General features: G+C 72.3%; 14 protein-coding genes. 11 read left to right on the top strand and 3 right to left on the bottom strand.

From position 1 onward, the window contains the following. Position 1 precedes the first annotated feature (1 nt). Together galK and OM076_RS38040 are read right to left on the bottom strand one after the other, a co-directional pair. A complete protein-coding gene (galK, locus tag OM076_RS38045) occupies positions 2–1,015 on the bottom strand; it encodes a galactokinase (protein WP_270045414.1) in 1,014 nt (337 codons plus the stop codon). Next, positions 996–1,820: a DNA-methyltransferase gene (locus OM076_RS38040; RefSeq protein WP_270045413.1), complete on the bottom strand. Its 825-nt coding sequence runs from the start codon at positions 1,818–1,820 to the stop codon at positions 996–998. The genes galK and OM076_RS38040 overlap by 20 nt, the downstream gene beginning before the upstream one ends. Before the next feature lie 108 nt (positions 1,821–1,928). On the opposite strand from OM076_RS38040, the gene OM076_RS38035 reads away from it, so the two are divergent. From OM076_RS38035 to OM076_RS38020, 4 genes are read left to right on the top strand one after another with little or no spacing between them, the layout of a single operon-like run. Then, positions 1,929–3,848 (top strand): S53 family peptidase, encoded by a 1,920-nt coding sequence (locus OM076_RS38035; RefSeq protein WP_270045412.1) that lies wholly within the window; start codon positions 1,929–1,931, stop codon positions 3,846–3,848. Between the two features lie 26 nt (positions 3,849–3,874). Continuing rightward, a complete protein-coding gene (gene priA, locus OM076_RS38030) occupies positions 3,875–5,929 on the top strand; it encodes a replication restart helicase PriA (protein WP_270045411.1) in 2,055 nt (684 codons plus the stop codon). An 11-nt stretch (positions 5,930–5,940) separates the two neighbouring features. Further along, positions 5,941–6,540 carry a peptide deformylase gene (gene def, locus OM076_RS38025; RefSeq protein WP_270045410.1) on the top strand — a complete coding sequence of 200 codons (600 nt, stop codon included), beginning with the start codon at positions 5,941–5,943 and terminating at the stop codon, positions 6,538–6,540. Beyond that, a complete protein-coding gene (locus tag OM076_RS38020; RefSeq protein ID WP_270045409.1) occupies positions 6,537–8,174 on the top strand; it encodes a formyltransferase family protein in 1,638 nt (545 codons plus the stop codon). The genes def and OM076_RS38020 overlap by 4 nt, the downstream gene beginning before the upstream one ends. Positions 8,175–8,229: 55 nt before the next feature. On the opposite strand, the gene OM076_RS38015 is transcribed toward OM076_RS38020, so the two are convergent. Further along, positions 8,230–9,702: a ribosomal eL19 family protein gene (locus OM076_RS38015; RefSeq protein ID WP_270045408.1), complete on the bottom strand. Its 1,473-nt coding sequence runs from the start codon at positions 9,700–9,702 to the stop codon at positions 8,230–8,232. Positions 9,703–9,986: 284 nt separating this feature from the next. Between OM076_RS38015 and rsmB the strand changes: the two genes are divergently transcribed. The 7 genes from rsmB (at position 9,987) to OM076_RS37980 (ending at position 15,775) form a co-directional block, all read left to right on the top strand. Next, positions 9,987–11,324 carry a 16S rRNA (cytosine(967)-C(5))-methyltransferase RsmB gene (gene rsmB / locus OM076_RS38010; protein WP_270045407.1) on the top strand — a complete coding sequence of 446 codons (1,338 nt, stop codon included), beginning with the start codon at positions 9,987–9,989 and terminating at the stop codon, positions 11,322–11,324. Next, complete coding sequence (locus OM076_RS38005; RefSeq protein ID WP_270045406.1) at positions 11,321–11,542, top strand: YfgJ family double zinc ribbon protein; 222 nt, start codon at positions 11,321–11,323, stop codon at positions 11,540–11,542. Before rsmB ends, OM076_RS38005 begins: the two co-directional genes overlap by 4 nt. After that, positions 11,542–12,195: a ribulose-phosphate 3-epimerase gene (gene rpe / locus OM076_RS38000; RefSeq protein ID WP_270045405.1), complete on the top strand. Its 654-nt coding sequence runs from the start codon at positions 11,542–11,544 to the stop codon at positions 12,193–12,195. The genes OM076_RS38005 and rpe overlap by 1 nt, the downstream gene beginning before the upstream one ends. A 70-nt stretch (positions 12,196–12,265) precedes the next feature. Further along, a complete protein-coding gene (locus OM076_RS37995; RefSeq protein ID WP_270045404.1) occupies positions 12,266–12,619 on the top strand; it encodes a response regulator in 354 nt (117 codons plus the stop codon). Next, a complete protein-coding gene (locus tag OM076_RS46550; protein WP_270045403.1) occupies positions 12,616–14,325 on the top strand; it encodes a sensor histidine kinase in 1,710 nt (569 codons plus the stop codon). The genes OM076_RS37995 and OM076_RS46550 overlap by 4 nt, the downstream gene beginning before the upstream one ends. Beyond that, a complete protein-coding gene (locus tag OM076_RS37985) occupies positions 14,322–14,990 on the top strand; it encodes a response regulator transcription factor (RefSeq protein ID WP_270045402.1) in 669 nt (222 codons plus the stop codon). The genes OM076_RS46550 and OM076_RS37985 overlap by 4 nt, the downstream gene beginning before the upstream one ends. A 65-nt stretch (positions 14,991–15,055) precedes the next feature. Next, positions 15,056–15,775: an ABC transporter ATP-binding protein gene (locus tag OM076_RS37980; protein ID WP_270045401.1), complete on the top strand. Its 720-nt coding sequence runs from the start codon at positions 15,056–15,058 to the stop codon at positions 15,773–15,775. Positions 15,776–15,808 lie beyond the last annotated feature (33 nt).

Below are 15,808 nucleotides of genomic sequence, written 5' to 3'. Positions count from 1 at the left end.
CTCAGAGCAGTCGCGCCGGACCGTGCGGGGCGACCGTGAGGGCACCCGCCGGCCGGACGACCCCGGGGGGCAGTAGCGCCAGGACCGAGCCGCCGAAGCCGCCGCCGACCATCCGGGCTCCGGCGGCTCCGGCGGCCTTGCAGCGCTCCACCGTCGCCTCGACCTCGGGGACGGACGCCTCGTAGTCGTCGCGCAGCGAGGCGTGCGATGCGTCGAGCAGGCGGCCGACGGCCTCGAGGTCGTGCGCGTCGAGCGCGGCGGCGGTGGCGTCGACGCGGGCGTTCTCGCTGACCACGTGGCGGGCGCGCTTGAGCAGCGTGCCGTCGAGCGCGCTCAGGTCGTCCGCGTCCCTTAGCGACGCGATGCCGAGCGCCTGGCAGGCGGCGCGGCACTCGGCGCGGCGCTGGTTGTAGCCGGAGCCGGCGTGGGAGTGGGTGGCGCCGGACTCGACGGTCACGAGCGTCCAGCCGCCGAGGTCGAGCGGGAAGGGCCGCACCTCGAGCGAGCGGAAGTCGATCCGCAGCACGTGCTCGGCCTCCGACATCAGGCTCGCGAGCTGGTCCAGCAGCCCCGTCTCGGCGCCGACCCAGTCGTTCTCCACGCGCGAGCAGAGCTGCGCCAGCGCCTTGAGGTCCTCCGGCACGCGGCCCAGCAGGGCCAGCGCCAGCGCGGATTCGAGCGCGGCGGACGAGCTCAGCCCGCTGCCCTGCGGGAGATCGCCCGCGATCTCGAGGTGCGCGGGTGCGACGTCGAAGCCCGCGGCGCGCAGCTCGGCCACCATGCCGCGGGCGAACGCGCGCCAGCCGTCCGCCCGTTCGGGCTCGCTGAACTCGTCGCGCTCGCCGAAGTCGCGGGCGTCGACCACGAAGCGGTCCGCGGGCGTGGCCGTCACCGTGACGCCGCGCTCGATCGCGAACGGCATCGAGAGGCCGTCGTTGTAGTCGGTGTGCTCGCCGATCAGGTTGACCCGCCCGGGACCGAAGGCGACGACCCGCTCAGGGCTCAAGACGCTCACGCATGACGCGGATGGCTTCGGGGTTCTGGTCCATCAGGATTGAGCGGCGCCCGAGCTTGCCCGCCACGGCCCCGAGCGTGCCGGACCCCGCGAACGGGTCCACCACGAGGTCGCCCTCGCGGGAGCTCGCCTGGACGAAGCGCCGCACCAGCCGCTCGGGCTTCTGGGTCGGGTAGCCGGTCTTCTCGCGCCCGGTGGGGGAGACGATCGTGTGCCACATCACGCTGGTCGGGAGCTTGCCCCGCTTGACCTTCGCGGGCGTCACCAGACCCGGTGCCATGTAGGGCTCACGATCGACCGCCTCCGAATCGAAGTAGTACCCGCGCGGGTCCTTGACGTAGACGAGGATCGTGTCGTGCTTCTGCGGCCAGCGGCCCTTGGTCTTGGCCCCGTAGTCGTAGGCCCAGATCAGCTCGTTCAGAAACGACTCCCGCCCGAACAGCTCATCAAGCAGGAGCTTTACGTAATGCGCCTCGAGGTAGTTGAGGTGCAGGTAGAGCGTGCCCGTCGGATGCAGGACGCGCCAGAACTCCTCCAGGCGCGGTGTGAGGAACCCCAGGTAGTCGTCGAAGACGTCCTTGTAGGAGGACTCGGCGAGCAGCCTGGTGGTGTAGCGGCGCCCGCCGAAGCCGGTGCGGTCGCCACCGTCGATCGCCGGGACGGTCGACACGCGACGGCGCGCCTGGACCTTGCCGGTGTTGAACGGCGGGTCCGTGTAGATCATCTGCACTGATCCCGCTTCGAGCTCGCGCAGGTGCGGCAGGTTGTCGCCCTCGAGGATCAGCGGCGGCCACGGGGCGGACATCGGCCGCCGAGACTACCGACCGGGTCAGATGACACCCGAGCGCGCCTCTCATCTTTGCGGACTACGTTCGATCGTACCCGACCTCAAACGGCTCGCTAGGAGGCAGATATGAGGGAAGGATTGCCGGCGCGCGCGGGGCGCGCCGCACTCGTGGCGTGCGCGGCTGGACTCGCCGCGGCGCCGGGAGCGCTCGCGGCGCCGGCCGGGCGCAAGCCGATCGCGGCGGCGGGGCCGCAGGTCACACTCGACGCGGTCGACCAGGGCGCGGCGGCCAAGACCGCGCCGCAGTCGCTGCGGGTCTATCTCGCGCCCAACGGCGGCGAGGACGCGCTCAAGCAGGCCGTCGCGGACGTCTCGACGCCGGGCAGCCCCACGTACGGGCACTTCCTGACACCGGACCAGTTCCGTGCCAAATACGCGCCGAGCGGCGCCACGATCAAGGCCGTGAAGCATTGGCTCAAGGCGCAAGGCCTGCAGCCGGCCGGGGCGGAGGCCTCTGGCCGCTACATCACCGCCACGGGCACGGCCGCCGCGGCCGAGGCCGCGTTCGCGACCACGCTGCACGAGTTCACCAAGGGCGACGAGACCTTCCAGGCGCCTACGGCGACGCCGACCGTGCCCGACGCCGTCGCCTCGAGCATCCTGGCCGTCTCCGGTCTCGCGACTGCCGACAAGATGATGAAGCCGCTGCAGTCGTTTCCACCCCCGGCCGCGTATGTGAACGCGCGGCCGTGTTCGACGTCCTACGGCTCGACGCCGGGCACGTTCCAGGCGGACGCCCAGACGCCGCTGCCGCTCCTGGAAGGCGCCACGGTGCCGTATTCGCTCTGCGGATACGAGCCCGGGCAGCTGCGCAGTGCGTATGAGGGCGGCACGACCTTCACCGGCGCGGGGCAGACCGTGGGCATCGTTGACGCCTACGCCTCGCCCACGATCGAGGCCGACGCCAACACCTACGCGACGCGCCACGGCGACGCGGCCTTTGCGGCCGGCCAGCTGAGCCAGGTCACGCCGAACGACTTCACCCACGGGACGGAGTGCGATGCGTCCGGCTGGTACGGCGAAGAGACGCTCGACGTCGAGGCCGTGCACGCGATGGCGCCCGGCGCCAACGTCCGCTACTACGGCGCGCAGAGCTGCGACGACTCGGACCTCGCGGACGCGCTCGACACCGTCGTCGACGACAACGCGGTCTCGATCGTCTCCAGCTCCTGGGGCGGCCCTGAGTCCACTGAGGCGCTCGAGGACGTCGTGGCCGACGAGCAGGCGTTCCAGCAGGGCGCGCTCCAGGGCATCACGTTCTTCTTCTCCTCCGGCGACAACGGCGACGAGCTGGCCAACACCGGCCTGCTGCAGGCCGACTACCCGGCGTCGGACCCGTACGTCACCTCGGTCGGCGGCACGTCGACGGGCATCGGCGCCGACGGCGCGCTGAGCTTCCTGACCGGCTGGGGAACGCAGAAGTACGCGCTCTCGGACGACGGGAAGTCATGGACGCCGCAGGGCTTCGTCGACGGCTCCGGGGGTGGGTACTCGAGGCTGTTCAAGCGGCCGGACTACCAGAGCGGGATCATCGCGCCCCGCTCACCGGCCGGGCGCGCCTATCCGGACGTCGCGATGGACGCCGACCCGACCACCGGCATGCTCGTGGGTGAGACCCAGCAGTTCCCGACCGGCGCCGCCTACGGCGAGCACCGGGTCGGCGGGACCAGCCTCGCCGCGCCGCTGATGGCGGCCATGCAGGCGTTGACGCAGCAGCGCGCGGGCGGGCGGATGGGCTTCATCAACCCGGCGCTCTACCAGGCGGGCAACGGCCAGTCCGGCCAGTTCCTCGACGTCACCGGGCCAGGCCCGGACGCGGGGAACGTGCGCGCCGACTACGTCAACGGCCTCGATCCCTCAGGCGGGATCGTCTACAGCGTCCGTACGTTCGACCAGGACTCCAGCCTCGTGGTCACGCCGGGGTGGGACGACGTGACCGGCCTCGGCGTGCCGAGCCCGAACTACATCAACGCGTTCGGCGGGTAGTCCGCCGAGCGTGCCAGGCTTGGCCCGTGATCGCGCGGGTCGAGCCCCTCACCACTACGCGCCGCCTCTCCGGGCCCTTCGACTATCGCGTCGAGGGAGCGGTCGAGGTCGGCGCGCTGGTGCGCATGCCGTTCGGGCATCAGAAGCTCGACGGGGTCGTCGTGGGTGTGGCGGAGACGACGGACGTCGCGCCCGAGAAGCTCGTCGACGTGACGTCGGTGCGCGGCGACTCGATCCCGCGCGACCTGGTCGACCTCGCGCTGTGGATGGCGGAGGAGTACTGCTCGACGCCCGCGCGGGCCCTGTCGCTGGTCTCCCCGCCGCCGGGCAAGGCCAAGACGGCGTTCTGGGCTGAGGCGACCGGTGTCGAGGGCCGCGTCAACGCGAGCCAGGAGGCGCTGCTGGCGCGGCTGCCGGGGCCCGCGGGTGGGGATCTGGCGGCGCTGCGCCGGCTCGAGAAACGCGGCTTGGTGGCGATCTCCTCGCGGGTGGCCCGGCGGGCGCCGCGGACGAACCCCGCGGCGGACCGGCTGGTCGACCTCAGCGACGCGCAGGCCGCGGCGCTGGCGGCGATCGAAGCCGCCCCGGGCGCCTCGCACCTGCTGCACGGGGTGACCGGCTCGGGCAAGACCGAGGTCTACCTGCGGGCGGCGGCCGAGGCGCTGGAACGCGGCGAGGGCGTGATCGCGCTCGTCCCGGAGATCGCGCTGACGCCGCAGACCGTGGCGCGCTTCGCGGCGCGGTTCGGGGACACGGTCGCGCTGCTGCACTCGGCTTTGAGCGAGGGGGAGCGCTACGACGAGTGGCGGCGGCTGCGCACCGGCGAGGCGCGGATCGCGGTCGGCCCGCGCTCGGCCGTCTTCGCGCCGGTCTCGAACCTCGGGCTGATCGTCGTCGACGAGGAGCACGACGCCTCCTACAAGCACGAGGGCGACCCGCGCTACGACGCCCGCCACGTCGCCGCCTACCGCGCCTACCAGACCGGCGCCCGCCTGCTCGCCGGCTCGGCGACGCCGCGCCCGGAGACCGCCCACTCCACCAAGCGATTGGTCCTGCCGACGCGGGTGGCCGGAGGCCGCGACCTGCCGCCCGTGCGCGTGCTCGACATGCGCGGCTCGCACCATTCGCTGCACCCGGACACACGGCGGGCGCTCGGCGCCTCGCGCAAGTCGATCGTGCTCCTGAACCGGCGCGGCTGGTCGAACTTCCTCTCCTGCAAGTCGTGCGGGAAGGCGTGGGAGTGCCCGAACTGCGACGTCGCGCTCGTCCTGCACCGCGCCGAGCACGCACTCGCCTGCCATCACTGCGGGCATCGCGAGCGGGTGCCGTCGCGCTGCGACGTCTGCGGCTCGCTCGCGGTCGCCCGCCACGGCGCCGGGACGGAGCGGGTCGAGGCCGAGCTGCGCCACGCGCTCGACGTGCCGGTCTTCCGGCTGGACGCGGACACCGCGGCCAACAAGGACGCCGTCCCGGAGCTGCTCGCCCGCTTCGCCGCGGCGCCCGAAGGGTTGCTGCTCGGCACGCAGATGGTCGCCAAGGGGCATGACTTCCCGGACGTGACGCTCGGCGTCGTCCTGGATGCCGACTCGACGCTGCGCTTCCCGGACTTCCGCGCGGAGGAGCGCACGTTCGCGCTGATCGCCCAGCTGGCGGGCCGGGCGGGGCGCGGTCCACGCGGCGGGCGGGTGCTGGTCCAGACCACCTCGCCCGACGCGCCCTCGATCGTCGCGGCCGCCCAGCACGACTCCGACGGCTTTCTCAAGGGCGAGCTCGAGCGCCGGCGCGCGTGGCGCTACCCGCCGTTCTCGGACCTCATCCGCGTCGTCACCAGCTCGCTCGACGACGCCCGCCCCGCCCACGCCGCCGCGACCCGCCTCGCGCAGGAGATCGTCGCGACCGACACGGAGCTGCTCGGGCCGGCGCCGCTGTTTCGCCTGCGCAACCGCGAGCGCTTCCAGCTCGTCCTGAAGACCACCGCCCGCGCCGAGGCGATCGCAGCCACCGGCGCCGCCGTCGAGGCCGCCGCGCGCGACCGTGCCTTCAAGGACGTCAACTTCTCAGTCGACGTGGACCCGACCTAGAATCTGACGCCATGTCGGACGAGGTGCATACCGAAGCGCACGGGCAGGTGGCCGAGCCGCAGGAGAAGCTCGACCCTGAGGTCCGGGCGCGGCGTGAGGCGGCGCTGAAGCTCGTCCGCAAGTACGGCGACCCGGTGCTGCGGTCGCGGGCGCTGGAGATCGATCGCTTCGACGACGCGCTCGTCGACGAGGTGCGCCGGATGGGGCGGCTGATGCACGACGCCTACGGGATCGGGCTGGCGGCGACGCAGGTGGGGGTGATGCACCGCGTGCTCGTCTACCGGACCGAGCTCGAGGGCTCCGTCGCGGCGCTCGTGAACCCCGTCCTGGAATGGTCGAGCAAGGACAAGGAGTCCTCCGAGGAGGGCTGCCTGTCGCTGCCGGGCGTGAGCGTCGAGGTCGAGCGACCGGTGCACGTGCGGGTGCGCGCGCTCGACGAGCGCGGTCAGCCGATCCTCGTCGAGGCGAGCGGCCTGGAGGCGCGCGTCATCCAGCACGAGATGGACCACCTCGACGGCGTGCTGATCCTGGACAAGACCTCCCGCGACCAGCGCAAGCAGGCCATGCGGGCGCTCCGCGAAGCCCTCGAGCCTCGTCCGGCCGCAGCTTGAGAAACGTCTTCCTGGGAACCACGGCGTTCGCGGCGGTCGTGCTCCAGCGGCTCGCGGAGTCCGACCATCGCCCGCAGCTCGTCATCACCCGCCCCGACGCCAAGCAGGGGCGCGGCCAGAAGCTCGCGCCGCCGCCCGTCGCGGTGCTGGCGCGCGAGCTCGGGATCGAGGTCATCCAGCCGGAGAAGCTGCACGAGCCGGAGATCCTCGCGAAGATCGCGAGCGTCGAGCCCGAGGTCCTGACCACGTGCGCGTACGGCGTCCTGATCAAGGAGCCGCTGCTCTCGGACTACGAGATGATCAACGTGCATCCGTCGCTGCTGCCGCGCTGGCGCGGCGCTGCGCCGATCGAGCGGGCGATGATGGCCGGCGACGCGGAGACCGGCGTGGCGATCATGCGGGTGACGGCCGGGTGGGACTCGGGCGCGGTGTACGCGCTGGCCCGGACTCCGATCGAGCCCGACGACGACTACGGCACGCTTTCGGTCCGCCTGGAGACGATCGGCGCCGACCTGCTGGTCAAGGTCCTCGACGAGCGCCCGGCGCCGGTCGAGCAGGACGAGACGCACGTCACCTACGCGAACAAGATCGGTCCGCGTGAGCGCGCGCTGGACCCGACCCAGTCGCCCGAGGAGGTCGAGCGCACGATCCGCGCGCTGCGGCCGCACATCGGCTCGCGACTACCGCTGCCCGACGGCAGCTTCCTGGGCGTGATCGCGGCCCGCGTGGACGGCCCCACCCGCGCGCCCGCCGGCGGTCTCGTCCGCACCGAGGGCAACCGGCTCCTGCTCGACTGCCATGGGGGCGCCCTGGAGCTGACCGAGATCCGCCCGCCCGGCGGGCGCGTCATGTCCGCCGCGGAATGGCTGCGCGGCCGTCCCGAGCCCACGCTCGTCAACTTCCGCCTCGACCCTGCGCTGCCCGACCGGGAGCTGCCCGAGGTGCTCGAGCGGGCCCGCGCGGAGTGGATCGACCCGGGCGACGAATGGCAGCCGCACGTGTGCGCCCTCGCGGCGCGCGGGACGCCGGACGTGCTCGCGGCGATGGTCGAGCTGGCGGCGAGCGACGCCCCCGCCGACCGCGAGCTCGCGGCGTACGTCCTCGGCCAGCTCGGCACCTCGACCCCGGCGCTCCCGGACGAGCAGGACGCCGCGCTGCGCGCGATGGCCGAGCGCGAGCAGGACCCCGAGGTCCTTTCGGCGATCGCCTGCGCGTTCGGCCATCTCGGCGACACGCACGGGGGCGCGTGGCTGCTCGCGCAACGCGGGCACACCGATCCCGACGTGCGCGAGGCGGTCGCGTTCGCCCTCGGCGGCCGGCCGGGTGCCGACGTCCTCGCCGCGCTGATCGAGCTCTCCGGCGACGACGCGAGCGGCGTGCGCGACTGGGCCACGTTCGCCCTCGGCACGCTCGCCGAGGCCGACGACGCGACGTTGCGCGACGCGCTGGCGGCCCGCCTCGACGATCCTGACGAGGACACGCGCCTCGAGGCCGTCCACGGCCTGGCGGTGCGCGGTGACCCGCGCGCCGAGGCGCCCGCCCGCGATCTCCTCGCCGCTCACGAGAACGACGACCCGGACAGCGTCTGGACCCGTCATCTCCTCGCGGAGACGGCGAGCCACCTCGGCGATTAACGACCTCGGGGCGCCGTGTGGCGCCCCGAGGGTCAAAGCGATGCGGTTGCCGTGACTACCAGGCGGGGGTAGCTGCGGGGTCCGCGGCGGCGGGAGCAGCTTCCTGCGCGGGAGCCTCGGCGGGAGCGGCGGGAGCGTCAGCGGCCGGAGCGGGTGCGGGAGCCGGCGCCTCGGCGGCCGGTGCCGGGGCGGGAGCCTCAGCCGGGGCCGGAGCGGGTGCGGGAGCCTCAGCCGGGGCCGGAGCGGGGGCCGGAGCCTCGTCGGACTTCGTGGGTGCGTCGTCGCTCTTCGCCGGGGCGTCGTCGGACTTCGCTGGGGCGTCGTCGGACTTCGCCGGGGCGTCGTCGCTCTTCGCCGGGGCGTCGTCGGACTTCGCCGGGGCGTCGTCGCTCTTCGCCGGGGCGTCGTCGCTCTTCGCCGGAGTCTCGTCCGTGGCGGCGGGGGTCTCGTCCGTGGCGGCCGGCGTCTGCGTGGGCGCCTCGGTCGCGGCGGCCGGGGCCTCGTCGACCGGAGCCGACTGCTCGGGGGCCGGGCTGACCGGAGCGTCGCCGGACGGCACATCGGTCACCGGGGCGGGTGTCTCCGGCGCCGGGACGGGAGTCTCGGTCGAGGAGCCGGGGTCCGTCGGCGCAATCGGCGGATCGGCCGGCACCACCGGGGTGTTGTCGGGCGGCGGAGCCGTGGAGCCGTCGTCGACCGGCGTCTCGGCCGGCGCGGGCGGTTCCTCGACCGGCGTCGTGGGCGGCAGGCCGTCGGGCACGCCGTCGCCGTTGTTGTCCTCGGAGCCGTCTGAAGTGCCGTCGCCGTTCGTGTCCCAGTTCATGGGATCGGTGTGGTTGCGCTCTTCGTCGGCGTTGGTCACGCCGTCGCCGTCGGCGTCGTCGTTGCCGTCGACGACGTCGTCGCCGTTGGTGTCCTGCCAGCCACCGCCGGAGCGGATCTTGAACTCGGTCTCACTGGAGAGGCCTGACGCGCCGACCAGGGCACCGTCACTCACGCGCGTGGCGCCGAGCGGCTGCGTGTCCGGGACGTTGTCGCTGTTCGCGTCCTCGCCCGTGTTCGTGAACGCGACCGGGCTCGTGTACGTCGCGTCGCCGGCGGCGGGCACGGAGGAACCGACGACGTCCGACGTCGACGGCTTGCTCCGGTCCTTCTTGGCGGGCGTGGAGGCGCCCCCGGGCGAAGGTGTGTTGATGAACGTGGCGAGGCCACCCGCGAGCGAGGCGGCGCCGGGCCCGTTGCCCGAGCCGGTGCCCGGGAACCCGACGTTGTCCTGCGCGGACGCGCCGCCGGGCGCGGGGCGATCCTTGCGCGGCGTCTGCTCGCTGCGCACCTTGGTCGCCGCCTTGGCGAGCACGACCGGCTGGCCGTTGGCCTGCTGGGTCAGCGCCGAGGGCCAATCCTTCCAGCCGACGAGCGGAGTGGCGAGCGCGCCGAGGCCGAGCGTTCCTGCGACGAGGCCTGCGGCGATCGTCCCGGCGAAACGGAGGTCGCCAAGTGCCGAGGGCCGCGCCGTGCGCGGGTTCATTGAGTAAGTGCTGTCAGTGTCCGACATGTGTGGCATCCCCTTCCTTGGGGAGGTGTCGGCAAGTTGTACGCGGTCCATTAGCCCTCTTGGGACAAATTGATCCTGGTGGGGTGTTTTTGGACGAACGTTCGAGCATGGGGAGAAAGGGCTGCAAACAGCCCAGTTTCAATCTTGAGAAATAGACCGGAATTTGGACCTCTGTTCGAGGTACCGCTCAGCGCCAGCCCTGGCGCGCTGCGGAAATCGGGAGCCAATCAGAAGTCCAGGGATTCGTAAAGGCTGACGTGCAAAACCTGGACCTTCCATCAGGCCTCGGCCCCATCGCTCCGGCGCGGGCCTGCGCATACGCCGTCGTGCGGCGCGTCTTCGAACAGGACGCGTGGGCCGATCGCGCGCTGCACGGCGAAGCCAAGCGATTGCGGCTGGACGCGCGGGATCTCGCGCTCGCCACGCAACTCAGCTACGGCACCGTCCAACGGATGGCCACGCTCGACCATGTCATCGAACGTCTTGCCCGCAGATCGTCAAAGAAATTGGACGCTCCCGTTCTGGCCGCGCTGCGGCTGGGGGTCTTCCAGCTGACCTTTCTCGATCGCGTGCCGGCGCACGCGGCCGTGGGGGAGTCGGTCGAGCTGGCCAAGCGCGACGCTCCGCGCGGTGCCGGCCTCGTCAACGCGGTCCTCAGGCGCGCCGCGCGCGAGGGGCGCAAGATCGTCGCCCAGCTTCCCGACCGAACGGCGGAGCAGGCGGCGCTCAGGCACTCGCACCCCGAATGGATCGCGCGGTTGTGGTTCGACGCGTTCGGGGCCGAGACGGCACGGGCGCTGATGGCCGCCGACAACGAGCCGGCCGAGCCGTCGCTGCGCGCGAACACGCTCAAGACGACCGCCGAGGAGCTGGCGCTGCGCCTGCCCGCCCACGTCGTCGACGAGGAGGCGCTGATCCTGGACGGGCCGTTCGACACCTTCGGCGCGCCGGAGTGGGAGCAGGGGCTGCTGATGCCGCAGTCGCGCGCCGCGATGGCGGTGGCCCGCGCGCTCGCGCCCACGCAAGGCGAGCGCGTGCTCGATCTCTGTGCCGCTCCCGGCGGCAAGACCACCCACCTGGCCGCGCTGATGGGCGACGTGGGGGAGATCGTCGCCGTCGAGAAGCACCCGGGCCGGGCCGAGGCGCTGCGCGCCACCGCCGAGCGCATGGGCGCGACCATCGTCGACGTGCGCACCGCCGACGCCACACACCCGCTCGAGCCGACGTTCGACCGCGTGCTCGTCGACCCGCCCTGCTCAGACCTCGGGACGCTCGCCTCGCGCCCCGACGCCCGCTGGCGCAAGGCCGGCCGCCCGGAGGCGCTCGCGTCGCTCCAGCGCGAGATTCTCGAGGCCGGTGCGAGCGCCCTGAAGCCCGGCGGTACCCTTGTCTACTCGACCTGCACGATCTCGCCCATCGAGAACGAGCGCGTCGTGGCAGCCTTCCTGGCCGCTCACGAGGATTTCGCAGCGACTGACCTGGGCGCCGACCTGCCTCTCTGGAAGCATCCGACCATGCCGCAGTATTTGCAGACGTTCCCGCACCGCGATCGCACCGACGGCTTCTTCGTCGCGAGACTCCGACGGCGCGCATGAGCACGTCCGACCTGGGCGACGTCTGCCCCTCCTGTCATGAGCCCTGGCTGCGTCCGACGAACCTCCCCGGCCGCTATCGCTGCGTGAACTGCCTGCATCGCTTCGAGCTGCGTTCGGTGTGCCCCAACTGCGGGGAACACTCGACGATCGTGCGCATGTCGAGCACCGCCCTGTATATGTGCGGCCACTGTCAATCCAGCATGCTGGCTCCGATCTAGTGCTCAAAGGCCTCGCCCCCTCGATCCTCGCCGCCGACTTCGGCCGGCTCTCCGACCAGGTCCAGCTGGTGCTCGACGCCGGCGCGCCGGTGATCCACGTCGACGTGATGGACGGCCACTTCGTCCCGCCGATCACGATGGGCCCGCTCGCCGTGGACGCGATCAAGGCGCAGGTCGAGGCCGCGGGGGCCAAGATCGACGTCCACCTGATGATCGAGCGGCCCGAGCGCCAGATCGAGGCGTTCGCCAAGGCGGGCGCGGATTCGATCACGATCCACGCCGAGTCCACGCCGCACCTGCACTACACGCTGCAGGCGATCAACGACGCCGGCTGTCTCAGCGGGCTCGCGCTGAACCCCGGCACGCCCGCCGAGGCCGTATCCGAGCTCGCGCCCGACATGGTGCTGTGCATGACGGTCAACCCCGGCTGGGGCGGCCAGCGCTTCCTCGAACATTCGCTGAGCAAGCTCGTCCGGCTGCGCACGCTGATCGGCCCCGGCACCGCCCTCGAAGTGGACGGCGGGATCGACGCCGAAACCGCCGCGAAGTGCGCTGCGGCGGGCGCCACGGTGTTCGTCGCGGGTACCGCCGTGTTCGGCGCGCAGGACCCCGCCGCGGCGGTTCAGACCATCACGACCGCGATCACCCGGTAAAGGGCCGCACGCACGTGTTGTACGGCCAGCCGTATGTGAACCCCTACTCGCGGTAACGAGAATCGAACCTGTGGACTGCACCGTCCTTATCGTCGACGACCACCCGTCCTTTCGGGCCAGCGCTCGCGTGCTGCTCGAGAGCGAGGGCTTCAACGTCATCGGCGAGGCGGTGGACGGGGCCAGCGCGGTCGAAGAGACCTGTCGCCTCAGGCCCCAGCTCGTGCTGCTGGACGTGCAACTCCCCGACATCGACGGCTTCGACGTCGCGGCCCGCATCACCGGGAGACCGGACTCGCCGGCCGTGATCCTCGTCTCCAGCCGCGACTCCTCGGACTTCGGCCCGCTCGTGAGCCGCTCAGGCGCCCGCGGGTTCGTCCCGAAAGCCGAACTGTCGGGCGAGCGCGTCCAGGAGCTCTTGGTGTGAAGCCCCTCACCCGCGCGCTGGCTCTGCTGGCGCTCGCGGGTCTCGCCCTCGGCCTGCTCGGCGCAGCCGTCATCGTTGCGTCCGATCACCTCGACCACCGTGGGCTGACGGTCACGATCCTGCTCGGGATCGGGGCCGCGTGGATCGGCACCGGCCTCTACGCGTGGGCGCGGCGCCCGCAGAACCGGATCGGCGCGCTGATGACCTGGACCGGCTTCGCCTGGCTGCTCAGCGCGTTCGTCGCCGCCGACACCCCCGCGGTCTTCACCGTCGCCGTGCTCGGCGTGAACCTCTATCTCGCGGCCTTCGTGCACCTGCTGGTCGCCTACCCCGAGGGCCGCGTCAGGCGCCCGGCGCACCGGCGCTTGATCGCCGCGGCGTATGTGATCGCGATCGTCGGGCCCGCGCCATTTCTGATGTTCGGTTTCGAGGCGCACTGCAGCGGCTGCCCGCGCTCGATCTTCCAGGTCTCCGACGACCCGACTGCCGGGACGGTGCTGGATGCGATCACCACCGGCACCGCGGTCGCGCTCGTCGCCTACCTCGTCTACGTCCTCGCGGCCCGCTGGCGCGCCGCGAGCCCCGCTCGCCGGCGCACCCTTGCGCCGCTCTTGTGGTCGGGGATCGTGCTGATGATCCTCGTCGCGGGTTCGATCGGCGCGCAGACGGTCGCCGGCGACGAGGACGACGTCGCGGCCGTCCTGATGCTGCTCGGCCAGATCGTCTTCGCCTCGGTCCCGTTCACCTTCCTCTTCGGGCTGCTCCGCAGCCGTGTCGCGCACGCCGATGCCGTCGGCGCGCTGCTCGTGCGCCTCGGCGAGGCCCCGGGCACGGACGGCCTGCGCGGCCTGCTGGCCGAGGCGCTCGACGATCCCGGCCTCCAGGTCCTCTATTGGGTCGAGGGCGGATGGGTCAAGCGCGACGGCCAGGCCGCCCAGATCCCCTCCGACCGCGCGTGGACGGCGGTCGAGCTCGAGGGTCAGCGCGTGGGCGCGATCGTGCACGACCGCAGCCTGCGCGCGGAGCCCGAGGTCCTGAGCACCGTCGCGGCCGCCGCCGGCCTGGCGATGCGCTCAGAGCGCCTGGAGGCCGCCCTGCGGCGCTCGCGCGCCCGCATCGTGGAGGCCGGCCTGCAGGAGCGCCGGCGGCTGGAGCGCAACCTGCACGACGGCGCCCAGCAGCGGCTCGTCGCCCTCTCGATCTCCTTGCGCATGGCCCAGAAGCAGATCGACAAGTCGCCCGAGACGGCGGTGGAGATGATCGGCGCGGCGGGGGAGGAGCTCACCCGCGCGCTGGAGGAGCTGCGCGAGCTCGCCCGCGGCATCCACCCCGCGGTGCTCTCGGACCGGGGCCTGCGGGCCGCCGTCGAGGCGCTCGCGGTCCGCTCCCCGCTGCCCGTGCAGGTCGTCGAGGTCCCGGGCGAGCGGCTGCCCGAGCCGGTCGAGGCCGCGGCGTACTTCGTCATCGCCGAAGCGCTCACCAACGTCGCCAAATACGCCAACGCCAACGCGGCTACGGTGGCCGTCCGCAGAATCAACGGCCACGCATGCGTCGAAATACGAGACGATGGTGTGGGCGGCGCGGATCCTGACCGAGGGTCGGGTCTGCGCGGCCTCGCCGATCGTGTCGGCGCACTGGACGGTTCCCTGGCACTCGACTCTCCACCCGGGTCGGGCACTACTCTCCGAGCGGAGATTCCCGTATGAGTACTTCCGATTCCCCACTGAAGGTCGTCGTCGCCGAGGATTCCGTGCTGTTGCGCGAGGGTCTCGTGCGCCTGCTGGAGGACTCCGGCTTCGAGGTCGCGGGCCAGGCCGGCGACGCCGAGGACCTGATCCGCAAGGTCGGCGCCCACAAGCCCGACGTCGCCGTGATCGACGTCCGCATGCCGCCGAGCCACACCGACGAGGGGCTGCGCGCGGCCCGCAAGATCCGCGCCGAGTACCCGGGCACGGGCGTGCTCGTCCTCTCCCAGTATGTCGAAGAGGCCTACGCGCTGGATCTGCTGTCGGAGTCCACCGAGAGCACCGGCTACCTGCTCAAGGACCGCGTCGCGGACGTGGACACCTTCACCGACGCCGTGCGCCGCGTCGCCGGCGGCGGCTCGGCGCTGGACCCGGAGGTCGTCGCGCTGCTGCTCGGCCGCCGCCGCCGCGAGGACCCGCTCGAGGGCCTGACCGCCCGCGAGCGCGAGGTGCTGGGCCTGATGGCCGAGGGCCGCTCCAACGCCGCCATCGCCGAGGCGCTGGTCGTGACCGAGCGCGCCGTGGAGAAGCACGTCACGTCGATCTTCTCCAAGCTCGACCTGGCGCCCACGGTCGTCGATCACCGCCGCGTGCTCGCCGTCCTGGCGTACATGCGCTCCAGCTAGCCCTACCCGGGTTTAACGAGGCAGCCGCACACGCGGCTGCCCTTTCAGCGACGATGCTTCCCACTATGAACATCGTTTCGACGGCCGACCTGCGCCGTACCTACGGCGAAGGCGAGACCGCGGTCCACGCGCTCGCCGGTGTGACGCTGTCCTTCCCCGCCGGCCAGTTCACGGCGATCATGGGCCCGTCGGGCTCCGGGAAGTCGACGCTGATGCACCTGCTGGCGGGGCTCGACAAGCCCACGTCAGGCTCCGTGGTGATCGACGGGCAGGAGCTGGCAGGCCTCGACGACAAGCGCCTGACGAAGCTGCGGCGCGACCGCCTCGGCTTCGTCTTCCAGGCGTTCAACCTCGTCCCGGTGCTGACCGCCGAGGAGAACATCACCCTGCCGCTGACGCTGGCGGGCCGCTCGCCGGACGAGGCGTGGCTGAACCAGCTGATCGACACCGTGGGGCTGCGCGACCGGCTCTCGCACCGGCCGGCGGAGCTCTCCGGCGGCCAGCAGCAGCGCGTCGCGGTGGCGCGCGCGCTCGTGCACCGGCCCGCCGTACTGTTCGCCGACGAACCGACCGGCAACCTCGACTCGCACTCCTCCGAGGAGGTGCTGGGGCTGCTGCGCCAGGCGGTCGACGAGTTCGACCAGACGGTGATCATGGTCACGCACGACGCGCAGGCCGCGGCGGTCGCGGACCGGATCGTGGTGCTCCGGGACGGCGTGGTCGTCCACGACGGCGCCGGCACCGACGCCGAGGGCGTCCTCGACCTCATGAAGGCCGTGGCGTAGTTGACCGACCCAGGCAACCGGAAAGCGAGGGCC

The sequence above is a fragment of the Solirubrobacter ginsenosidimutans genome (genome assembly GCF_027587205.1).
This window is presented reverse-complemented; position numbering and strand designations above follow the sequence as displayed.